Origin of the sequence: Paenarthrobacter sp. FR1 (assembly GCF_051106045.1) — a bacterium.
Lineage (GTDB): Bacteria > Actinomycetota > Actinomycetes > Actinomycetales > Micrococcaceae > Arthrobacter > Arthrobacter nitroguajacolicus_A.
Genome location: NZ_JBPFSF010000001.1, coordinates 64,006 through 84,877 on the forward strand (window position 1 = coordinate 64,006; position 20,872 = coordinate 84,877).

Below are 20,872 nucleotides of genomic sequence, written 5' to 3' on the forward strand. Positions count from 1 at the left end.
CTTTTTTGTCACCGTTTCCGGCGATCAAGCTGAATGAGTATTTCATACTTTCAGCTTCACTCCAAATCGCTTCAGCGGCTTGGAATTTCCGAATTTCCAGCGTGTTCACGCGGAATATCAGAGCTGGGATACCAGGACTCGAACCTAGAATGACGGTACCAGAAACCGTAGTGTTGCCAATTACACCATATCCCAAAGTGACTTTTGGACCGGAGTTCCTTGCCTCGGTTTCCCTCAGCTTTTCCCTCCGTGCCCCTCAGCACGAGTAATGACTCTACCGGAGTCTTGTCACCTGCACAAATCGAGAACCCGTTACCTGCATCACATGGATCTAGCGCTGCTGGGAGCCGCCAGCAGCAGGCGTGAGAGGGAATCCACCTGGCGCCCAGTGAATTCCTCCACTGCTTCTCCGGTCCGGTTGAGCCACACGCCCACCAGCCCGGCTGCCGTTGCGCCGTCGGCGTCGAGAAGCCTGTTATCGCCAACGTAGAGCGTCTCCCCCGGATGGGTGCCAAGGAGCCGAACGCCTTCGAGATAGATAGCGGGATCCGGTTTGGGCACGCCTACCGTGTCCGTTCCCACGAGGACCCTGATCCTGGAAAGGCCGGCACCATCGAGTTTGGCCCTTTGGTAGTCATGCACGTTGTTGCTGACAGCTCCGTACGGGACGCCTGCGGCGTCAAGCGCATCCAGCACCCCTGCCACGTCGTCGAAAGCCCTCACATATGCCGTCTGGCGCTGGTGGTACTCAGCCACCCACGCCTGCGCATCCTCACCGTCGTCGAGCTCCACGCCAAAATGGCCCAAAGCGGCCCTGCCGCGCAGCAGCCGCTGCTCGTTGAAGGTCAGTTCCCCGGCCAGGTAGCGGTCGTAGAAGTGCGTGGTCTCGTGGGTGAAGATCCGGCCAAACTTCACCCACCCGGCCTGGTCCAGGCCGGGCAGGAGATGTTCACTGACATCGCGGAGTGCTGTTGTCATGGCGTACTCGAGGTCCACCAAAGTGTCGTCAATATCGAACAGGACACCGCGGATAGTGCCGAAGGAGCTTGCGATCGCCATGACTGGTCCCGCTCCTAGCCGCGGAAAGCGCGAACGCGGGCCAACGAGGAATCCTTGCCCAGGATCACCATCGACTCGAACAACGGCGGAGAAATGCGGCGCCCTGAGATGGCCGTGCGCACTGGCCCGAACGCCGCGCGCGGCTTGATGCCCAGATCCTCGACGAGCGCCTGCTTCAGCGCGCTCTGGATGTTCTCGGCGGTCCACTCTTCAATGGGCGCCAGCGCCGCCAGGGCAGCGTCAAGGACTTCCTCCAAGTTGGCGGGAAGTCCCTTGCGAGCATCGTCCGCAACGTCAATGGCGTCATCGGCCTTGAAGAGGAAGGCCAGCATCTCCGGAGCTTCACCCAGAAGGGTGATTCGTTCCTGAACCAGCGGGGCTGCCTCGGCGAGGATCTCCTCCTGTCGCGGGGTGAGGATCTCTCCTACGAATCCGGCGGCGCGGAGGTAGGGAACCAGCCGCTCCTTGAAGTCCTCGGCAGCAAGCATCCGGACGTGGGTTCCGTTGATGGCTTCGGCTTTCTTGATGTCGAAACGCGCCGGGTTGCCCAGGACGTCATGGATGTCGAAGTTGGCCACCAACTGCTCCACCGTGAAGATATCCTCGTCCGCGCTCAGGGACCAGCCGAGCAGGGACAGGTAGTTGAGCAGGCCTTCGGGGATGAAGCCACGCTCGCGGTGCAGGAACAGGCTGGATTCGGGGTCACGCTTGGAGAGCTTCTTGTTGCCCTGGCCCATAACGTACGGCAGGTGGCCGAACTCCGGCATGTATTCGGCAACACCGATGGCGTAGAGCGCACGGTACAGTGCGATCTGGCGCGGGGTGGAGCTCAGCAGGTCCTCGCCGCGCAGGACGTGGGTGATCCCCATCAGAGCGTCATCCACCGGGTTCACCAAGGTGTACAGCGGTGCGCCATTGGCACGGACAACAGCGAAGTCGGGAACGGAACCGGCCTTGAAGGTGATCTCCCCGCGGACGAGGTCGGTGAAGGTCAGGTCCTCGTCCGGCATGCGGAGCCGCAGGACAGCCTCCCTGCCCTCGGCTTTGAACTGTGCGAGCTGTTCGTCCGTAAGGTGCCGGTCGAAGCCGTCGTAGCCCAGCTTCGGGTCGCGGCCGGCGGCCTTGTGGCGGGCTTCGATCTCATCCGGCGTGGAGTAGGACTCGTAGACGTGTCCCCCGGCCTTGAGCTTGGCGATGACATCCTGGTAGATGTCACCGCGCTGCGACTGGCGGTACGGCTCGTGCGGCCCACCGACCTCTACACCCTCATCCCAGTTGATGCCGAGCCACTTCAGGGCATCGAGCAACTGGTGGTAGCTTTCCTCGCTGTCGCGGGCAGAGTCGGTGTCCTCGATGCGGAAGATCAACTTGCCACCCGTGTGGCGTGCATAGGCCCAGTTGAACAGGGCGGTGCGGATCAGGCCAACGTGCGGCGTTCCCGTGGGCGACGGGCAGAAACGGACGCGGACCGGAGTCTCGGCGTTAACGGCAGGGATGGCGCTGGAGGCAGCGTTCGACGCAGAAGCAGTAGTCATAGTGGTTCCAACTTTACCGCTTGGCGCCGCCTCGGTTTCCCGGCGGAAAGCGCTCGACGGCGGCACTTACCTTTCGGACTAAAAGGTCAGTGCCGCCGTCGAGGTTTCTGCCTGTAGCTGGTTGCCTAGCGGCGAACCACCGGATTGGACAGGCGTCCGATGCCTTCGATGTCGACGTCGAAGCGATCGCCTTCGCTGACAAGGCCAACGCCGGCAGGGGTGCCGGTCATGATGACGTCGCCCGGCAGCAGGGTGAACGCGTGGGAGACGATCGAGACGAGCTCTCGCACGCCGCGGATCATCTGGTTGGTGCTGCCGTCCTGGCGGAGTTCACCGTTCAGGCGGCCCTGGATGGACAGGTCTTCGTGGTCGAGCTCGGTTTCAATCCACGGGCCCAACGGCGCAGAAGTATCGAAGCCCTTGGCGCGCGCCCACTGGAGGTCCGTTTTCTGGACATCGCGGGCCGTGAGGTCGTTACCGCAGGTGTAGCCGAAGATGACATCGTCCGCGCGCTCCTCCGGAACGTCCTTGCAGATGCGTCCGATCACCACGCACAGCTCGGCTTCGAAGGAGACCTCCTCGGAGAACTCGGGGAGGATGATGGGATCATTCGGCCCGATCACCGAGGTGTTGGGCTTAAGGAACAGCAGGGGCTGCTGGGGAACTTCGTTGCCCAGTTCCGCGGCGTGCTCGGCGAAGTTCCGGCCCACGCCGATCACCTTGCTGCGCGGAATGATCGGAGCGAGGAGCCGGACGTCCTCAAGCTTGTGCTTGACATGGGTACGTTCGACGCCGTTGAAGAACGGGTCGCCATTGATGACAGTGATCTCCTCACTGCCGGGCTCGCCTTCCACAACGCCATAAAGGGGATCAGAATCAACTACAAACCGGGCGATACGCATGGGCTCAAGCCTACCGTCCCGGCCTAGCCGCGAAGGTAATCCAACTGCGCTGCCACGGAAGTCTCGGCCGCCCACCGGACCGACGGGTCGACGTCGGGATACACGGCATCAGTAACGGCAGCGATCGAGGCGTCCAGTCCCAGGCTTTGCAGAGCTGCCCTGATCTGGTCGAGCCGCTGCTCGCGGTGGTCCCGATACTCGCGGCACTTCTCGTCCAAGGCAGGGAGCACGGGACCATGGGCGGGCAGGAGGGTGGCAGGGCCAAGTGCTTCCAGCCGGTCCAGGCTTGCCAGGTAGTCCCCCAGACGGCCATCCGGGTAGTCCAACACCGTGGTGCCGCGGCCCAGGATGGTGTCGCCCGTGAGGACCGAGCCGTTGGGCCCGTCGCCGGGAAGGTGGAAGCAAACAGAATCGGAGGTGTGACCGGGGGTTGCCACGACGCGGATTTCGACGCCGCCAACGTGGAGGACCTCGTTGTCCTGCAGGGGCGCGCCGCCATGGCAATACTCTGGGGACGCAGCCCGGACCGGCGCCCCTGTCAATTCCTGGAAGCGCTTTGATGCCTCTGTATGGTCTGCGTGTCGGTGGGTAATGAGCACGACATCCACCACACCGGCTGCCGCCAACTCGGTCAAATGCTGTTCGTCTTCCGGGCCCGGGTCCACCACGGCAACGTGGCCGGAGCCAGGCGCGCCGATGACATAGGAGTTGGTGCCGTCCAGGCTCATGGGGCCCGGGTTGGGGGCCAGCCGGAAGCGCGTGAGCCCGCTGCTGCGCTGCAAGGAGGTGTCGCTTTCGGTGGGTGCGTTGTCGGAAGTCGCCCTTGATTCAGAAGTCACTGTCCCATCTTGGCACCGAACCGACGCTCTCTCACATCCCACCCCCAAACCACCAACCTTCTCCCACATCCCACCCCTCCCACCGAATCCAACCGATGACATTCACCCACCGTCCGGCCCCAGCGACGGGATGTGAGAGAGCGCCGTCAAAAAAGCGACGGGATGTGAAAGAGCGCCGCCAAAAAAGCGACGGGATGTGAGAGAGCGTGCGGGAAGCAGAACGGCGGCCCTGCCGCTTGGAAACCAAGGGCAGGACCGCCGTCGTGCGTTTCAGTTGTTTCAGGAAATTCCTGGGTTAGACCAGGCGGGTCAGCCAGCCGTGGCGATCCTCGACCGTTCCGGTCTGGATACCCAGGAGCTGTTCGCGGATGGCCATGGTGGTTTCCCCGGCCTTCGCGTCCTCAGCGCCAATGAACTCTGTGGCGTCCTTGAGCACACCGATCGGCGTGATGACGGCTGCCGTACCGCACGCAAAGACTTCGGTGATCTCGCCGGACGCCACGCCGTCGCGCCACTCGTCGAGGGTGATCTTGCGTTCGGTGACTTCGCGGCCCATGTCCTTAGCCACCTGAATGACGGACATCCGTGTAACGCCCTCAAGGATGGTGCCACTGAGGGCGGGCGTTACCAACGAACCGTCCTTCATGACGAAGAACACGTTCATGCCGCCGAGTTCTTCCACGGCGTCGTCATTGAAGTGGTCCAGGAAGAGGACCTGCTTGCAACCGTTGGCCTCTGCTTCCTGCTGTGCGATCAGGGACGCGGCGTAGTTGCCACCGCACTTGGCCGCACCGGTTCCGCCGCGGCCGGCACGGGCGTATTCGCGCGAGATCCAGATGGAGACCGGCTTGAGCTCGCCACCGAAGTAGTTTCCGGCCGGGGACGCGATGACGCGGAAGGACACCTCGCGGGCGGCGCGAACGCCGAGGAACGCCTCCGTGGCGATCATGAACGGGCGAAGGTAAAGGGCTTCGCCGTCGCCGGACGGAACCCATTCCTTGTCTGCCTGCACAAGTTCGCGGATGGCACCAAGGAAGTACTCCTCCGGGAGTTCCGGGAGGGCAAGGCGACGGGCCGACTTGTTCAGGCGGGCGGCGTTGGCCTCGGGGCGGAAGGTCCACACGGAACCATCAGCGTGGCGGTAGGCCTTGAGTCCTTCGAAGATTTCCTGGCCGTAATGCAGGACAGCGGCCGAGGGGTCCAGGGAAATGGGTCCGTACGGCTCGATCCGGGCATTCTGCCAACCGCCATTGCCATCGGCGTCAACTTTGTAGTCGACGACGGCGGTGTGGTCGGTGAAGTAGTCGCCGAAGCCTGGGTTCGCCAGGACGGCTGCACGCTCCTCAGCAGATTTCGGGGTTTCCGAAAGCTGCTGGCTGAATTCGACGCCATGGGCAGTCTGAGTCATGTTTCCTCCACAGTCAGCTACCTGGCAGGGCGAACCGGGTCCCCAAAAGGGTGTGGTTCAGCGATGGACCAGGGAAGCAGGTAAATAATTCAAGACAAGCTTACGCCTGAGTATTGGGCCTAAAGTGCGGCCGCAATGGCGTCGCCGATGGCAGCTGTGCTGCGCGGCTCGCCGGTGCGGCTCTCGACGTCGGCGACTACTGCCGCTTCGATCTTACGGGCCGCCGTGGTGTAGCCAAGGTGGTCCAGGAGGAGCACTGCGGAGAGGATGGCCGCGGTGGGATCGGCTTTCTGCTGTCCGGCGATGTCCGGAGCCGAGCCGTGGACGGGTTCAAACATGGACGGCGCTGTACGATCCATGTTGATGTTTCCCGATGCCGCCAAGCCAATGCCACCGGTGATGGCAGCTGCGAGGTCGGTAAGGATGTCGCCGAAGAGGTTGTCGGTGACGATGACGTCAAACCGCGAGGGGTCCGTCACCATGAAGATGGTGGCGGCGTCGATGTGCAGGTAGTCGTGGGTAACCTCGGGGAATTCCCGTGCCACGGCCTCGACCGTCCGCTTCCACAGGTGTCCGGCGTAAACCAGCACGTTGTGCTTGTGGACGAGCGTAACGTGCTTGCGGGGACGCTCGCTGGCACGGCGGAAAGCATCGCGGACTACCCGCTCCACGCCGTGGGCGGTGTTAAGGGAGACTTCCGTGGCTACCTCGTGGGGAGTGCCGCCACGCAAGGTTCCACCGTTGCCCACGTAGGGGCCTTCGGTTCCTTCGCGTACCACGATGAAATCGATCACGCCGGGGTTGGCCAGAGGGCTGCCGACGGTTCCGTACAGCCGCGACGGGCGCAGGTTGACGAAGTGGTCCAGGCTGAAGCGGAGCTTCAGCAACATCTCGCGCTCGATGATGCCGGAGGGGATGCGGGTATCGCCGGGGGCGGCGCCCACCGCGCCAAAGAGGATGGCATCGCGGGTGCGAAGGTCGGCAAGGACCTCGTCCGGGAGGGTCTCGCCTGTCTCAAGCCAGTGCTGGGCACCGAGCTTGTAGTGGGTCTGCTTGAGGTCGACGCCTTCTGCGGCGACGGCCTTTTCAAGGACCTTGACAGCTTCGGCGATGACCTCCGGGCCAATGCCGTCGCCGGGGATGACAGCGAGATTGATGGACGATGCACTCATACGTCTATCTAGCCAAGCAATCCACATGCTGGTCAAAATCGTCTCATTCTACGAACACCTCGGGAGGGGGAACTCAAACCACGGCATGATGCCCGGGCCCCGACCCAGCGCATAGAGTCTTAGCGTGGACAGAAGGCACGCAGTTTATGAATGGTTCCGGATCAACCGCTTCGCAGTGGACATGACGGCCACGTGCCTCCTGATCCTGCTCTTCGGTCCGGTCTATCTGCTCGCTGACCGCCCCTGGCTTTTCCTCTTGTCCTGCAGCCTCCTGCTTCCGCTGGCGTGGCGACGCACGCGCCCCGCCGTGGCGGCCGGCGTCGTAGTCCTTGTATGCCTGGTCCAATGGGCGGCGGGCGCCGAGCCCGTGGCGGGCCAGGTGGCAGTCCCCCTGGTCATCTATGCCACCGCGGCCTACGGGCCAGCGTGGGCAAGCCGCACGGTGCTGGTGGCTGGTTTGCTCGGTGGCGTCATGCTGACCACCCGCGAATACTCCAGCACCGCCGAGTCGGGCATCATGGGGCTCACCATCGGCGCGCTCTACACAGTGTTGATCTGGATGCTGGTGCTGGTGAGCTGGACCCTGGGCGACCTCACTCGCGTCCGCAGGCTCCAACTTCAGGCGCTCGAGGACCGTACCCGTCGGATGGAAGTGGAACAACTGCAGGAGCGAAAACTGGCCGCTGCCGACGAACGCTCCCACATCGCGCGGGAAATGCACGACATCGTGGCGCATTCGCTGTCCGTCATCATTACCCAAGCCGACGGCGCGCGGTACGCCGCTGCCGCCAAGCCGGAACTGGCTACCGAAGCGCTGGCCACCATTGCCGCCACGGGCAGGGACTCCCTGGGCGAAATGCGGAGGTTGCTCGGCGTCCTCCGTTCCGACGACGATTCACCCACACGTCCACAACCCCGGCTCTCGGACTTGGACGAGCTTCTCCTCGGTTTCCGCGCCGCTACCCTTCAGGTCGCCTTCGAACAGGTGGGCGTACCTCGCAGGGCCCTCCCGGCCGGAGCGGAGCTCACCGCTTACCGCATCATCCAGGAAGCCCTCACCAACGTCATGAAGCATGCCGGGCCGAACGCAACCGCGGGGGTCACCCTGACCTGGCAGGCCCGCGGCCTGCAACTGGACATCGTGGACGACGGCCGTGGCGCCGCCGCTGATCCCCCTGCGGCCGGTGGCGGTAATGGCCTCCGGGGTATGGGCGAACGCGTCTCCCTCTACGATGGTTCCTTGACCGCAGGCCCGGAACAGGGTGGCGGTTTCCGCGTGTCCGCTTTCATCCCCTATTCGGAGGCCTGAGCCATGCCTGAACTTCCCGCGCCCATCCGGGTTGCCCTCGTTGACGACCAAAACCTGGTCCGCTCGGGCTTTGGCATGCTGATCAATTCGCAACCCGACCTCGAAGTAGTTGCCGAGGCCGGCAACGGAATTGAAGCCGTGCAGGCCCTCAATGCCACCGCCGCTGATGTGGTCCTCATGGATGTGCGCATGCCCGGGATGGACGGCATCGAAGCAACCCGCCGCATCCTGGAGCAGGCAGCAGCCCAGCCGTCGGGCTCACAACGTGCGGAGGTCAAGATCGTGGTCCTGACAACCTTCGACCTCGATGAGTACGCCCTGGCCGCCATTCAGGCAGGCGCCAGTGGGTTCCTCTTGAAGGATGCGCCGCCCGAGGAACTCCTGGACGCCATCCGCACCGTTTACCGTGGCGACGCCGTCATTGCCCCCTCCACGACGCGAAGGTTGCTGGACCACGTGGCACCACTGCTAAGGACGCAGACGCCGGAGCAGAGCGAGCACGCTGCTGCCGTGGAGCGCCTCACCGCCCGTGAGCGCGAGGTGTTCCAACTGATCGCGCAGGGCCAATCCAATCCGGAGATCGCGGCGGGCCTGTTCCTGTCCGAGGCGACGGTGAAGACCCACGTAGGCCACATCCTGGCAAAGCTTGGGGCCCGGGACCGTGTGCAGGTGGTTGTCATCGCCTACGAGACGGGCGTTGTTGCCCCCGGGACCTAGACGTACGCAGCGTCCCCCCACCCGCATCGTCCTCCGAGCAGCAGCGTCCTCCGACCAAATGGGAGCCGGACTCAGACCACGGTATGAGCAAGGGCTCCGAAGAATGGACCTGCGGCCCGATCCGGCAGGAGTGCCCCACTGCCTAGCGTGGAAACATGACAACATTCACGCCTCTCCCCCACCCGTCTGGAACCGACCGCCCCGCAGGATCGGACGGCGCCCAGTCCCGTCCCGCCGTCGAGGCTTTCAAGCTGACCAAGAGTTACGGCCGGGCAGACACCAGCGTGACAGCCTTGAACGAGGTGTCAGTAAGCTTCGACGCCGGGAAGTTCACAGCCATCATGGGACCGTCCGGGTCCGGCAAGTCCACGCTCATGCACTGCCTGGCCGGCCTGGACACCGCAGACTCCGGGCGCATCGTCCTCGGTGGCACGGAACTGACTGGACTCAATGACCGCCAGCTCACCGCACTCCGGCGCGAGCGGATCGGCTTCGTGTTCCAGGCCTTCAACCTGGTGCCCACCTTGACTGCAGAGCAGAACATCACGCTTCCGCTCGCCCTGGCAGGAACCACGGCCGACGCCGGGTGGCTGGATACCGTGGTCAGCACGCTGGGGTTGAAGGACCGGTTGAAGCACCGCCCGCACGAGTTGTCCGGCGGTCAGCAGCAGCGCGTGGCCGTGGCCCGCGCCCTGCTGACGCGTCCCGACGTCGTCTTCGGCGACGAACCCACAGGCAACCTGGACTCTAAAGCCGGCGGTGAGGTGCTGGCGCTGCTGCGCCGGAGCAGCCAGGAAATGGGCCAGACCATCATCATGGTCACCCACGATCCCGTGGCAGCCAGTTATGCAGACCGCGTGGTGCTGATGAGCGACGGTGGCCTGGTGGGCGAGGTCCACGATCCAACGGCAGACTCCGTCCTGAACGCCCTCGGCAAGCTGGGGGCCTAAGGCATGTTGCGTGTTGCCCTTTCCCAATTGACGACGCATTTCCGGCGGTTCATCGCGATCGGCCTTGCCGTGATGCTGTCGGTCATGTTCCTCTCTTCCACACTCATGGTGGGCGCAAGCACCAATGCGTCACTGGGCGCGAGCATCGGCGAGGCTTACCGTAACGCGGACCTCGTTGCCACCTCCAAGAACGGCGAAGCGTTCACCCAGTCCGCGGTGGAGGCGGCCGCTTCCTCCCCGGCAGTGGAGGACAGCTATGCCGAGCGGTCCACGTATGTAACGTTTGAAGCTGGTGGCGGCGAGCAATACGGGCGCCTGCGAAACGCTGCCCCGGCATCATTGGAAGGCGCCATCCTCTCCTCCGGGACTCTGCCCTCCCATGCTTTGGACGTTGTCATCGACGTCAAGACGGCCCAGCATCTTGGCCTCTCTGTCGGCAGCACGCTGGAGCTGCACGGAGCGGGCCCGGTAAAGAATGCCAAGGTGACCATTACGGGCTTGATCCAGGCCACGAATGATCCCTTCTCGTCCTCGGCTGCCCAACTGGTTGCCTCCGAATCCGTTCTGAATGCCGTTCAGGATGCGGGAGCCGGGTTCTCGGGACTGCAGTTCGCGCTCAAGCCCGGGGAAAACGTGTCCGAGGCCAAGGAATACATCACCCACAGGATGGAAGCCGCCGGCGCCGTTGACCCCGTGCTGGAAACGGCTCAAGAGAAGGTCACCTCTACTGTTGCCATGCTTAGCGCGGGGCAGGACCAGCTCACGGTGGTCCTGTTGGCCTTCGCAGGCGTCGCTATCCTGGTTTCAACCCTGGTGGTGGCCAACACGTTCTCCGTCCTGGTAGCCCAACGTACCCGGGAGCTTGCGCTGCTGCGCTGCCTCGGCGCCGGTCGCTCGCAGATCCGAGGATCGGTCATGCTCGAGGCACTCGTGGTCGGCTTCATCTCCTCTGTCCTCGGCGTCCTCGCCGCTACCGGCCTCATGACCGGCTTGATTGCCTGGGCCAAGTCCCAGCCCGAGCAGGCGTTCGCAACCTTGGCTGTGCCGCCGTCGGCCATCATTGCCGGCCTGGTGGCCGGTACGTTGCTGACCGTCGTCGCGGCCCTGGTCCCGGCGAAGGCGGCCACCGCCGTCGCACCCCTTGCCGCCTTGCGGCTGGCGGATGACGCATCCGTAAAGAACCGCCGCGGCAAAGTACGCCTGGTCCTTGGCGTGGCAGCTCTGGTGGGTGGCGCGGCCCTGCTGGTGTACGGCAGCCTGAATGTGTCCCTCCCCATCGCCCTGGTGGGCGGCGCGGCCTCCTTCGTGGGCATCCTGCTCTGCTCCACGCTGTTTATCCCCACGGTGGTTGCCTTGGCCGGACGCCTGGCCGCACCGGCAGGCGTTCCCGGCAGGCTGGCCGCCGTCAACGCCACCCGCAACCCAGCCCGGACCTCGGCAACTGCTGCGGCGCTGCTGATTGGTGTCACGCTGGTATCGCTCATGATGACCGGAGCAGCCACGTCCCGCAGTGCCTTCAACGACACGTTGGCGGAGAACTATCCGGTGGACCTTTCCGCGCAGACCGCGCTGGAGGTCACGAGTTCCACCGATCCCGCACAGGCTCTCTCCCGCATCCAGGCGCTGGACGGCGTCAGCGCAGCGGTCCTGCTGCAGCCTGTGGGGACGCTCAGCGATTCGTCCACGGCCGACGGCGGCACCACCATCTACTCGCTCTCTGCCGCAGATGCCGCTTCCGTCCTGCGGGACAACAAACTGAAGCCGAGCCCCGGCACGGTTTACCTCCCCGAAGACTCAGCGCAGGGGCCGGCCAGCATTTCGACGGCGGCAGGCAGCGTTACGCTCGACTCCAAGGTCCTGCGCACCCGCCATGTCCCCGCCTTCGTGGAAAGCTCCAGCATCTCCGCTTCAGCGCTCCCTGAAACTCCCGGAATGGTGTGGGTGAAACTGGATGATTCCGTGTCCGGGGATCGGGTTCAGGCCCTGCAAAAGGAGATCGCGGCTGCCCTGGGAGTCCACGAACGAACCGTTAGCGGCGCTGCAATCGAACGCGTGACGTTCAACAGCATCATTGACGTCCTCCTGCTGGTGGTCACCGGGCTGCTCGGCGTCGCGGTGGTCATTGCGTTGATCGGTGTGGCCAACACGTTGTCCCTGTCTGTCCTTGAACGGACCCGGGAGAACTCGCTCCTCCGCGCCCTTGGCCTGACCAAGGGCCAGCTCCGCGGGATGCTGGCCATCGAGGCCGTGCTCGTGGCGGGCGTGGCCGCCATCATGGGTGCCGGCATGGGCATCGTTTACGGGTGGCTCGGTGCACAGGCAACCCTCGGCGGCGTGGCGACAGTTGTTCCAGCGGTGCCGTGGCTTCAGCTGGCTGCTGTGTTCGGTGTCGCGGTGGTGGCAGGGCTCCTGGCGTCAGTGATACCGGCCGGCCGCGCTGCACGTTTGTCCCCTGTTGAGGGACTGGCCACGGCGTAGAGCTCCGTCGCTCTCTCAGATAACCACCCATAAGCGCGAAACGCTCTCTCACTTCCCGCCGGCAGACCGGCAGGATGTGAGAGAGCGTTCAGTGTTTAAGGCTGTTTTGTGAGAGAGGGTCTATGCCTCGGCGGGCTCCTCGTAGCGCGGGAACACCGGCGCCGGGGCGGGCAACTCCGTACCTGCGACGATCGGCGTGGCGACGGCAGCGAACCGCCGCGCCTCGCCTTCCGGCTGGCCCAGAACCTCAAGCAGCTTTGCGGACGACGACGGCATGACCGGCTGCGCGAGAATCGCCACGATCCTGACGACCTCCAAGGTGACGTAAAGGACCGTGTTCATGCGGTCGACGTCGGTCTTCCGGAGCACCCACGGAGCCTGCTCGGCAAAGTACGCATTGGTATCGCCCAAAACCGTCCAGATTGCCTCCAAGGCGCGGCTGAACTCCTGCTTGTCGAAGGCGGCACGGGCGGTTTCCAGCAGTTCTCCGGCCTGCGCCAGCAAAGCGGTGTCCTCTGCCGTGAACTCGCCGGGAACGGGCACTTTGCCGTCGCAGTTCTTCGCGACCATGGACAGCGAACGCTGCGCAAGGTTGCCGAAGTTGTTGGCAAGGTCCGAATTCATCCGGCCCACGATCGCCTCGTGGTTGTAGTTGCCATCCGCACCAAACGGAACTTCGCGGAGGAAGAAATAGCGGCACTGATCCAGTCCGTACTGGGCCACGAAATCCTGCGGAGCAACCACGTTGCCCAAGGACTTGGACATCTTCACACCGTTGTTGGTGAGGAAACCGTGAATCATGACGCGCTTGGGAAGTTCCAGTCCGGCGCTCAGCAGGAAAGCAGGCCAGTAGATGGCGTGGAAGCGGGAAATGTCCTTGCCAATGACATGGACATCGGCCGGCCAGAACTTCTGGAAGGCGTCCGATTCGATATCCGGGTACCCGACGCCCGTCAGGTAATTGGTCAGGGCGTCAACCCACACGTACATGACGTGCTTCTCGTCGCCCGGAACCGGGACACCCCAGTCGAAGGTGGTACGGCTGATGGAAAGGTCCTCCAGGCCGCGCTTCACGAAGCTGATGACCTCATTGAAACGGGACTGCGGCGCGCCAAACTCAGGCTGTTCCTCGTAGAGCGCCAGAAGCTTGTCCTGGTAGTTGGACAGCCGGAAGAAGTAGCTTTCCTCAGCCGTCCAGGTCACCAGGGTGTCCGTCTCCTTGGAGTAACGGAGTCCGTCGTCCTTCACTACGGTGTCGTCCTCGACGTAGTACGCCTCATCACGAACCGAGTACCAGCCCTCGTACTTGGACAGATAGATATCGCCGTTGGCTTCCATCTTCTTCCAGATGGCCTGCGACGCGGCGTAGTGGTCCTTGTCCGTGGTGCGGATGAAGCGATCATGGGAGATGCCCAGATCCTGGCTCATCTGCTTGAACGCTGCCGAGTTGCGGTCCGCGAGTTCTTTGGCAGAGATGCCTTCCTTCTCGGCGGACTGCTGCATCTTGAGGCCGTGCTCGTCCGTTCCGGTCATGAAGAACACCTCATGGCCGTCAAGGCGCTTGAAACGCGCCATGGCATCAGTCGCAATGACCTCGTAGGCGTGGCCGATGTGCGGCACACCATTGGGGTAGCTGATCGCGGTAGTGATGTAGAACGGGGATTTCTCTGGAGACGTCACTCTAAGAAGTTACCTTTTTTTCGGATGAAATAGCTTAGTTAAGTTCGGTCAGCGTATCGCTGAGCCGGACCAGCTCATGGTCGTGGGACGCCACCAGCACAGCGATGCCATCGCTGGTGGTGTCCTTCAGAATGCCGATAATCCGGTTGGCAGCGGCACGGTCGAGGCTGGCTGTCGGCTCGTCCACTACCAACACACGGGTGCCCAGGATCAGTGCACGGGCGATGGCCACACGCTGGCGCTCACCACCGGAGAGCTGGGCCGGACGGTGACGCATTCGCCGGCCAAGGCCCACCAGGTCCAGGAGGTCCTTGGCCATTTCCGTACGCTGTTCCACTTCGCCATCGGGCACGGCGGGCAGCAGCACGTTTTCCAGGGCGCTCATCCCGTCGATCAAGGCACCGCCCTGGTCCACGTAGCCGATCAGGGCGCGACGACGGTCGGCAATCTCGTCATCACCCATGGATTCCAGGGAGTGGCCCTCCCAGAAGACCTTGCCTGAGGTGGGCAGAGTGAGACCAGCACTGACGGTCAGGATGCTGGTCTTGCCGGAGCCGCTTCGGCCGGCGATGCAGTGCATCTCGCCGGCGTGCAGCGTGAGGTTGAAGTCGTCAACGACGTCGACTTCCTCGGCTCCGCCCTTGTCGCCGCCATAGTGGATGGTGACGCGGCTGAGTTCCAAGGGAGTGGCGTGGTCAGCAGCCTTCACGATGGTGTTGGCGCGGGTTTGCAGCGACTCGTCCGTGGATTCCGGGGTGGCCGCCAGCTCGGGGTTGAGGTTGTCAGTCATTTGACTACTTTCGTTGCAATCGGAATCCAGCAAATTACGGCCAGCAAACCGGCCAGTCCGGCCCAGAGAGCCGCGTACGGAGCCAGGAGCAGTCCCAGCCCCAGGGCGCCCAGGACACCCAAGGGAAGTGCCACAGTGCCCACAAGTGCGTTTTCGAAGAAGCGAACCTGCCCCAACATGTCCGGGTTCCAGCCCATGGCCCGCAGGGTACCGAGGTACTCCCGCTTGGCATGAAGCTCAAATCGGCCGGTGACCAGTGTCAGCAGCAGGCCAACCACGACGCCGAAGACCGCGAGGATCACGCTAGGGAGGGCAATGCTTGCCGCGGCCAGGCCACTCAAAGCACTGGCGCCGGCGGCACGCGGGATATCGATCAGCAGCGCGATCAACGCTCCCACTGCGGCACCGAACACACCTACGGCCACGGCCAGCGAGATCGAGTTGAAGCGGTTGGTGGTGAGCTGCCTGTTGGCGAACGTCAGTGGCGAATCCACTGTCACCAGGCGCTCATCATGCTGGGGTTCCTGGTCAACCACCACGCGGTGCCGCAACTGCTGGGCAGCCAGCAAGGCGGCGCCAACGTAGATCACCAGCATGGTGACCGAGACAATCACCGTAGCGACGTTCCAACTCAGCAGGCTCAGGATGATTCCGGCCGCGGCCAAGGCCGCGGCCCCCACGGCGAATTCTTCCAGGACCCAGGACCGGATCCGTTTCTGGGTCCACCCCATCGCGCGGAGGATACCGGCCTCGCTCCGGCGCTGGCGGATGTAGCTCACCGTCGACGCCCCGGTCAGCAGGGTCGCACCCAGAAGCGTCAGGAAGAGGAGGGTGATGTTGGTTCCGGTCAGCGAGCCGGACACGGCGTCCGCCGCATCCTGGCGGACCCACGACTGCTGGACGGTGCCCAGCGGTGATTCCTTGCCGGCGTCGTCTTTGCTGTAGCCGGGAACAAAGATGTTGGCGTCTTCGCGAGCCGAACCGGCGACGACAGTGGCCTCAAGGCCGAGTTCGCGGATCTGGGTTGCGAGCTTCTCCACCTCGGGCTGTGCCGTCTTCCAGTTACCGGTCGCGGACGCGCGAACACGGATGGCGTCGATGACGTTGGCGTTGGAATCGTAGCCACGGGCAGCCGCGAGTCCGTAGTAGTCGGTTATGGCACCGGCGGACTGGCTTACCAAGCCCGTGGCGCTCAGTGACGGCTTCAGCTCTGTACCCTCAACGTCTTTGCCTTCGGCGTCCTTGCTCAGTGTCATCGGCGCGGGATCGTAACCGCCCAAGGGAAGCTTGTTGACGTCTCCGGCTGCGGCCTGGACATCGGCGGGGTCAAACGTGCCGTACACCATGGGCAGAGGAGCTGCAGGCTTCTTGCCGGTTTCCAAGTCTTCCCGGTAGGAACGCTCGTCAACAGGCTTGCGCTGCGTCTGGTCCACGGCTGCACCGAAGGACGACTTCTCGGGCAGGCGGTTGACCGTTACCCAGTCCCCCGGCGTCGCGCTCTTGTCCGTCGCGCCATTGGCGGCTTCATCGCCGTCTTTGTACTGCGGCGCAGCGGCAAATGCCGTGCTCCAGGCTGCGGGGTTGTACAGGCCCTGGCTGAAGGAAGCGGTGCTGCCAAGCAACTTGCTGTGGTCGGTGGACCCCGGCCATTCAAGCGAGAACGGCGACTTGGAGACGAAGGGGAGGTAATCCTTGTCCAGGGACCGCGTGACGGTGCCAACCTCCTTGACGACCTTGCCGCTCGAGTCCAGTTCCTCGATCTTCACCGAGTACTGGAGGTCCAAAGAGGTTCCCGTGCGGACGATCAGCGGAATCGCCTGCGAGTCATCGGTCAGCAAACCATCGCGCTTGGCCTGCTGGTACTGCGTCATCAGCGGAGCCCAGTACTTGAGCTTGACGCCGAGGAAATCCGGTCCTTCCTCCAGCTGGTCCATACTCAGGCCGGTGGTGAAGAGGCTCTCGAAGTGGCGTCCGATGGCGCCAGCGTCGCGGGCATCGGCCGGCGGAGCCTTCTCCAGCGGTGCCAGGAAGTCGCCGGCGGAACCCAGCAGCGCCCTTTCGGCGGCAGGGTCGACTGCGACGACGGATTCCGTCACCTCAGGGGCCAAGGGAAGTGCCACGGAGAGATTGAAGAGGTTGTGCTCCGAACCCAGGGCAGGGGCCGGGAACTTGATGCCGGTCTCGCCGTCCGGCCCGGCGATCCGGACGTTGCTGCCGCCGGCGGCCTGTTCCTGGATCAGGCGACCCTTGCCCAGGGTGCCTTCAGCACTGGTCTTGAAAAGGGTTTGTTGGTTGACGCCGTCAGAACTCGTGGCGGAGGCCGTCAGGCGGTACTTCTTGGGGGAATCCGGCAACACGGATTCCGCGGCAGGCCACTTGCTGGAATCCATTGCGGAAGGATCCCCCGCGGTCACCGCCCCGGCAAGCCCGGCGTTGTAGCCCAAGTAGTCCATGGCGTTGAGGCGCGGCGCTTCGAGGTTTTGCGAGACACGCGAGACCAGGCTGATCGGGGCTGCCACGGCCGTCTGGCCCATGGTCCTGATCTTTTCCAGCTGCTCAAAGCTGATGCCACCTTGGCCGTTGGCGATTTCCGGCTGGATCAAGGCACCGCCGTCGCCATCTTGTGACTGGTCCGGCTTGGCCTGGACCAGGATGTCGTAGAGTCCCCGCGAGTTCTCGTCCACAGTCCGGTTCAGAGCAGCCTGCGACTGGCTCTGGACGAGGACGGACAAGCACATCGCGACGATCAAAATGGCCGCGGTCAGCAGCAGCACACGGCTTCTGATGAACCTTTGGACGGCGTTCATTGGGCTCCCTGAGACCTTGATTGCGGGCGCGCACACGTAGTCCGTAATTCCCCAAAAGACACAGGGGAATACCGGGCTGTATGTGCAAAAAGTTGTGGCCGGCCTGCTGCCGGGTCCGAATCCCGGACCCAGCCATTGTAAGCAGACCGGCCACTCCTGCGTGCCAAAGGTGTGTCGCCGGCACGCGAACTCAGCTGATGGGGATCAGTGCTAGTCCTCCAGATCCACTTCGCGGACCATGTCTGCGCCGATACCGGCCTTGATGGCCTCGAGCACCTGCTGTGGAACGGAACTGTCGATGGTCAGGAGCGCAAGAACCTGGCCGCCTTCAGTCTGGCGCGCCACCTGCATTCCGCCGATGTTGATGTTGTTCATGCCCAGGATGTGCCCGATGGTGCCAATCACACCGGGACGGTCGGCGTAGGCCACCACCACCAGGTGCTCGCTGATGGGGATTTCGACGTCGTACCCATTGACGCCAACAAGCTTCTCCACCTGCTTGGGACCCGTCAGGGTGCCGGCTACGGAGATCTGCGAACCGTCGCTGAGCGCACCACGGATGGTCAGGACGTTGCGGTAGTCCTCAGCCTCCGCCGTCGTAATGAGGCGGGTATTGATGCCACGCTGCTCTGCGATGACTGGAGCGTTGACGTAGGAGACCTGCTCCGTCACCACGTCCGCGAACACGCCCTTCAAGGCAGCCAATTCAAGCACCTTGACGTCCAGTGCCGCTATTTCACCCGCAACTTCGACGTCGATCTGGGTGAGGGATGCATGGGTCAGCGCCGTGAAGATACGGCCCAACTTTTCGATGAGCGGAATGCCCGGACGAACGTCGGGAGCGATAACGCCTCCGGCCACGTTCACGGCATCCGGAACCAGCTCGCCGGCAAGGGCCAAGCGAACAGACTTTGCGACGGAAACGCCGGCCTTCTCCTGGGCCTCATCGGTGGATGCACCGAGGTGCGGGGTGACTACGACGTTGTCGAACTCGAAGAACGGCAGATCGGTGCTGGGCTCCTTGACGAAGACGTCCACGCCTGCGCCGGCAATCTGGCCTTCCTTCAAGGCAATGTGGAGTGCTTCTTCGTCCACCAGTCCACCACGGGCGACGTTGATGACGTACGCCGTTTCCTTCATCTTCCGGAAGGCGTCAGCGCCCAGCATGCCCACAGTCTCCGGCGTCTTGGGCATATGGATGGTGATGAAGTCGGAATTCTCCAGGAGTTCATCCAAGGTGACCAATTTGACGCCCAGCTGCGCGGCGCGGGCGGCTGTGATGTAGGGGTCGTAGGCGAGGATTTCAGTTTCGAATCCCTGCAGGCGGGCTGCCACCAAGGCACCGATGCGGCCCAGGCCGATAATGCCGATCTTCTTCTCGAAAAGCTCGATTCCGGTGTACTTGGAACGCTTCCACTCGCCGTTCTTCAGCGCGGAGCTGGCCTGCGGAATGTGGCGGGCAAGGCTCAGGATGTGGCCTACCGTGAGTTCCGCGGCCGAGACAATGTTGGACGTCGGGGCGTTGACCACCATGACGCCGGCCTGGGTGGCGGACTTGATATCCACGTTGTCCAAGCCCACGCCTGCGCGGGCAATGACCTTGAGGTTCTTGGCTGCGGCGATTGCCTCGGCGTCTACTTGGGTGGCAGAGCGAACCAGGATGGCGTCGACGTCGGCGATGGCGGACAGCAGCTGGGAACGGTCGGCACCGTCGGTCTGGCGGATTTCAAAGTCCGGGCCCAATGCCTCGACTGTGGCGGGCGAGAGTTCCTCGGCGAGGAGGACGACGGGTTTGCTGGCTGACACGGGGTGGCACCTTACTTTGGACAACTTGGGACAGAACTGGACAAGGAGCGGATGCGTGGCCCGGGGCACGGCGCCGGGACCAGCCCAGAATATCGAATCCGGGCCGCGTTTCCGGTGCCGGCGAGGGATGTTACGGCCGGACCGGAAGCGATGTGAAGAAGTTCACAGCACCACCGGGAGTGCAATTCGGTGGAGAAACGGTGCTGGAAACGGCGACGCCCGCCCGGCTGAAACTCGCCGGACGGGCGTCGCTGCTTAGTGCTGGTGCAGTGCTGCTGCCACGCGGAACAATCAGCGGGCTGCGGAACCCTCGACGTAGTCGGCGTCCTGCTGCTGCCAGGAGAAGAGTGAACGCAACTCGCGGCCAACTTCTTCGATCGGGTGCTGCTCGGCCTTGGCGCGGAGTTCCTTGAACTCGGTGCCACCGTTGTCCTGGTCATCGATGAAGCGCTTTGCGAAAGCACCGCTCTGGATGTCCGCGAGGACAGCCTTCATGTTTTCCTTCACCTCGGGGGTGATCACGCGCGGGCCGGAGACGTAGTCGCCGTACTCAGCGGTATCGGAAACGCTCCAGCGCTGCTTGGCGATGCCGCCTTCCCACATGAGGTCAACGATGAGCTTGAGCTCGTGGAGAACCTCGAAGTAGGCGATCTGCGGCTGGTAACCGGCTTCGGTCAACGTTTCGAAGCCGTACTGGACGAGCTGGGATACGCCGCCACAAAGAACGGACTGCTCACCGAAGAGGTCGGTCTCGGTCTCTTCGGTGAAGGTGGTCTTGATGACGCCGGCGCGGGTGCCGCCGATGGCCTTGGCGTAGGACTTTGCCAGGTCCCATGCGGAACCGGAGGCGTCCTGCTCAACAGCAATGATGTCCGGGATGCCACGGCCGGCTTCGAATTCGCGGCGGACGGTGTGGCCCGGAGCCTTCGGAGCGATGAGGATGACGTCAACGCCGGCCGGAGCCTCGATGTAGCCGAAGCGGATGTTGAAGCCATGGGCGAAGGCAAGTGCCTTGCCCTCGGTCAGCTTGTCCTTGATGGAGTCGTTGTAGATCGAGCGCTGGTGCTGGTCCGGCGCCAGGATCATGATGACGTCGGCCCATTCGGCGGCGTCCGCAACGTTCTTGACAGTGAAGCCTGCGTCCTCGGCCTTGGCGGTCGACTTCGAGCCTTCCTTGAGCGCGATGACAACCTCGACGCCGGAATCGCGCAGGTTGAGCGCGTGGGCGTGGCCCTGGGAGCCGTAGCCGACAATGGCTACCTTGCGGCCCTGGATGATCGACAGGTCTGCGTCGTCGTCGTAGAACATTTCAGTCACTTGCGTAACTCCTCTTGAGTGGTTTTCTTAGATATTGATTGTGGTGCTGCGGTACTGGACGCAACGCTCGGCATAGCGGGTCAACGAAACCGCTGACTGCGCC

Annotated in this window: 15 protein-coding genes and 1 tRNA gene; 4 read left to right on the forward strand and 12 right to left on the reverse strand. The window is 63.5% G+C overall.

Annotated elements, in window-relative coordinates; all coding sequences use genetic code 11:
* Nucleotides 1-123: 123 nt before the first annotated feature.
* From ACR30Z_RS00300 to ACR30Z_RS00330, 7 genes are all read right to left on the reverse strand, one after another.
* Nucleotides 124-195: transfer RNA gene (locus tag ACR30Z_RS00300), tRNA-Gln, on the reverse strand.
* A gap of 126 nt (nt 196-321) precedes the next feature.
* A complete protein-coding gene (locus ACR30Z_RS00305) occupies nt 322-1,059 on the reverse strand; it encodes an HAD family hydrolase (RefSeq protein ID WP_144649609.1) in 738 nt (245 codons plus the stop codon).
* A gap of 14 nt (nt 1,060-1,073) precedes the next feature.
* Nucleotides 1,074-2,594: a glutamate--tRNA ligase gene (gene gltX, locus ACR30Z_RS00310; RefSeq protein WP_144649611.1), complete on the reverse strand. Its 1,521-nt coding sequence runs from the start codon at nt 2,592-2,594 to the stop codon at nt 1,074-1,076.
* A gap of 125 nt (nt 2,595-2,719) precedes the next feature.
* Nucleotides 2,720-3,496, reverse strand: a complete 777-nt coding sequence (locus tag ACR30Z_RS00315; protein ID WP_434370900.1) for a fumarylacetoacetate hydrolase family protein — start codon at nt 3,494-3,496, stop codon at nt 2,720-2,722.
* Between the two features lie 23 nt (nt 3,497-3,519).
* Nucleotides 3,520-4,335 carry an MBL fold metallo-hydrolase gene (locus tag ACR30Z_RS00320; RefSeq protein WP_244296640.1) on the reverse strand — a complete coding sequence of 272 codons (816 nt, stop codon included), beginning with the start codon at nt 4,333-4,335 and terminating at the stop codon, nt 3,520-3,522.
* A gap of 295 nt (nt 4,336-4,630) precedes the next feature.
* A complete protein-coding gene (locus ACR30Z_RS00325) occupies nt 4,631-5,743 on the reverse strand; it encodes a branched-chain amino acid aminotransferase (protein WP_144649615.1) in 1,113 nt (370 codons plus the stop codon).
* A gap of 119 nt (nt 5,744-5,862) precedes the next feature.
* Nucleotides 5,863-6,915: a 3-isopropylmalate dehydrogenase gene (locus tag ACR30Z_RS00330; protein ID WP_434370902.1), complete on the reverse strand. Its 1,053-nt coding sequence runs from the start codon at nt 6,913-6,915 to the stop codon at nt 5,863-5,865.
* 124 nt (nt 6,916-7,039) lie between these two features.
* Here ACR30Z_RS00330 and ACR30Z_RS00335 point away from each other — a divergent pair, with 124 nt between their 5' ends.
* The 4 genes from ACR30Z_RS00335 (at nt 7,040) to ACR30Z_RS00350 (ending at nt 12,369) form a co-directional block, all read left to right on the forward strand.
* On the forward strand, nt 7,040-8,224 hold the full coding sequence (locus ACR30Z_RS00335) for a sensor histidine kinase (protein ID WP_434370904.1): 1,185 nt from the start codon (nt 7,040-7,042) through the stop codon (nt 8,222-8,224).
* Nucleotides 8,225-8,227: 3 nt separating this feature from the next.
* Nucleotides 8,228-8,941: a response regulator gene (locus tag ACR30Z_RS00340; protein WP_144649620.1), complete on the forward strand. Its 714-nt coding sequence runs from the start codon at nt 8,228-8,230 to the stop codon at nt 8,939-8,941.
* A 155-nt stretch (nt 8,942-9,096) separates the two neighbouring features.
* On the forward strand, nt 9,097-9,891 hold the full coding sequence (locus ACR30Z_RS00345; RefSeq protein ID WP_434370906.1) for an ABC transporter ATP-binding protein: 795 nt from the start codon (nt 9,097-9,099) through the stop codon (nt 9,889-9,891).
* Between the two features lie 27 nt (nt 9,892-9,918).
* On the forward strand, nt 9,919-12,369 hold the full coding sequence (locus ACR30Z_RS00350; protein WP_434370907.1) for an ABC transporter permease: 2,451 nt from the start codon (nt 9,919-9,921) through the stop codon (nt 12,367-12,369).
* Nucleotides 12,370-12,489: 120 nt separating this feature from the next.
* On the opposite strand, the gene metG is transcribed toward ACR30Z_RS00350, so the two are convergent.
* The 5 genes from metG to ilvC form a co-directional block, all read right to left on the reverse strand.
* Nucleotides 12,490-14,049, reverse strand: coding sequence for a methionine--tRNA ligase (gene metG / locus ACR30Z_RS00355; protein WP_434370908.1), 1,560 nt, complete (start codon nt 14,047-14,049; stop codon nt 12,490-12,492).
* A 34-nt stretch (nt 14,050-14,083) separates the two neighbouring features.
* On the reverse strand, nt 14,084-14,839 hold the full coding sequence (locus ACR30Z_RS00360) for an ABC transporter ATP-binding protein (protein ID WP_144649628.1): 756 nt from the start codon (nt 14,837-14,839) through the stop codon (nt 14,084-14,086).
* Nucleotides 14,836-17,646, reverse strand: coding sequence for an ABC transporter permease (locus tag ACR30Z_RS00365; RefSeq protein ID WP_434370909.1), 2,811 nt, complete (start codon nt 17,644-17,646; stop codon nt 14,836-14,838). Before ACR30Z_RS00365 ends, ACR30Z_RS00360 begins: the two co-directional genes overlap by 4 nt.
* A 210-nt stretch (nt 17,647-17,856) precedes the next feature.
* Nucleotides 17,857-19,452, reverse strand: a complete 1,596-nt coding sequence (gene serA, locus ACR30Z_RS00370; protein WP_144649633.1) for a phosphoglycerate dehydrogenase — start codon at nt 19,450-19,452, stop codon at nt 17,857-17,859.
* A gap of 291 nt (nt 19,453-19,743) precedes the next feature.
* On the reverse strand, nt 19,744-20,769 hold the full coding sequence (ilvC, locus tag ACR30Z_RS00375) for a ketol-acid reductoisomerase (protein ID WP_144649635.1): 1,026 nt from the start codon (nt 20,767-20,769) through the stop codon (nt 19,744-19,746).
* Nucleotides 20,770-20,872 lie beyond the last annotated feature (103 nt).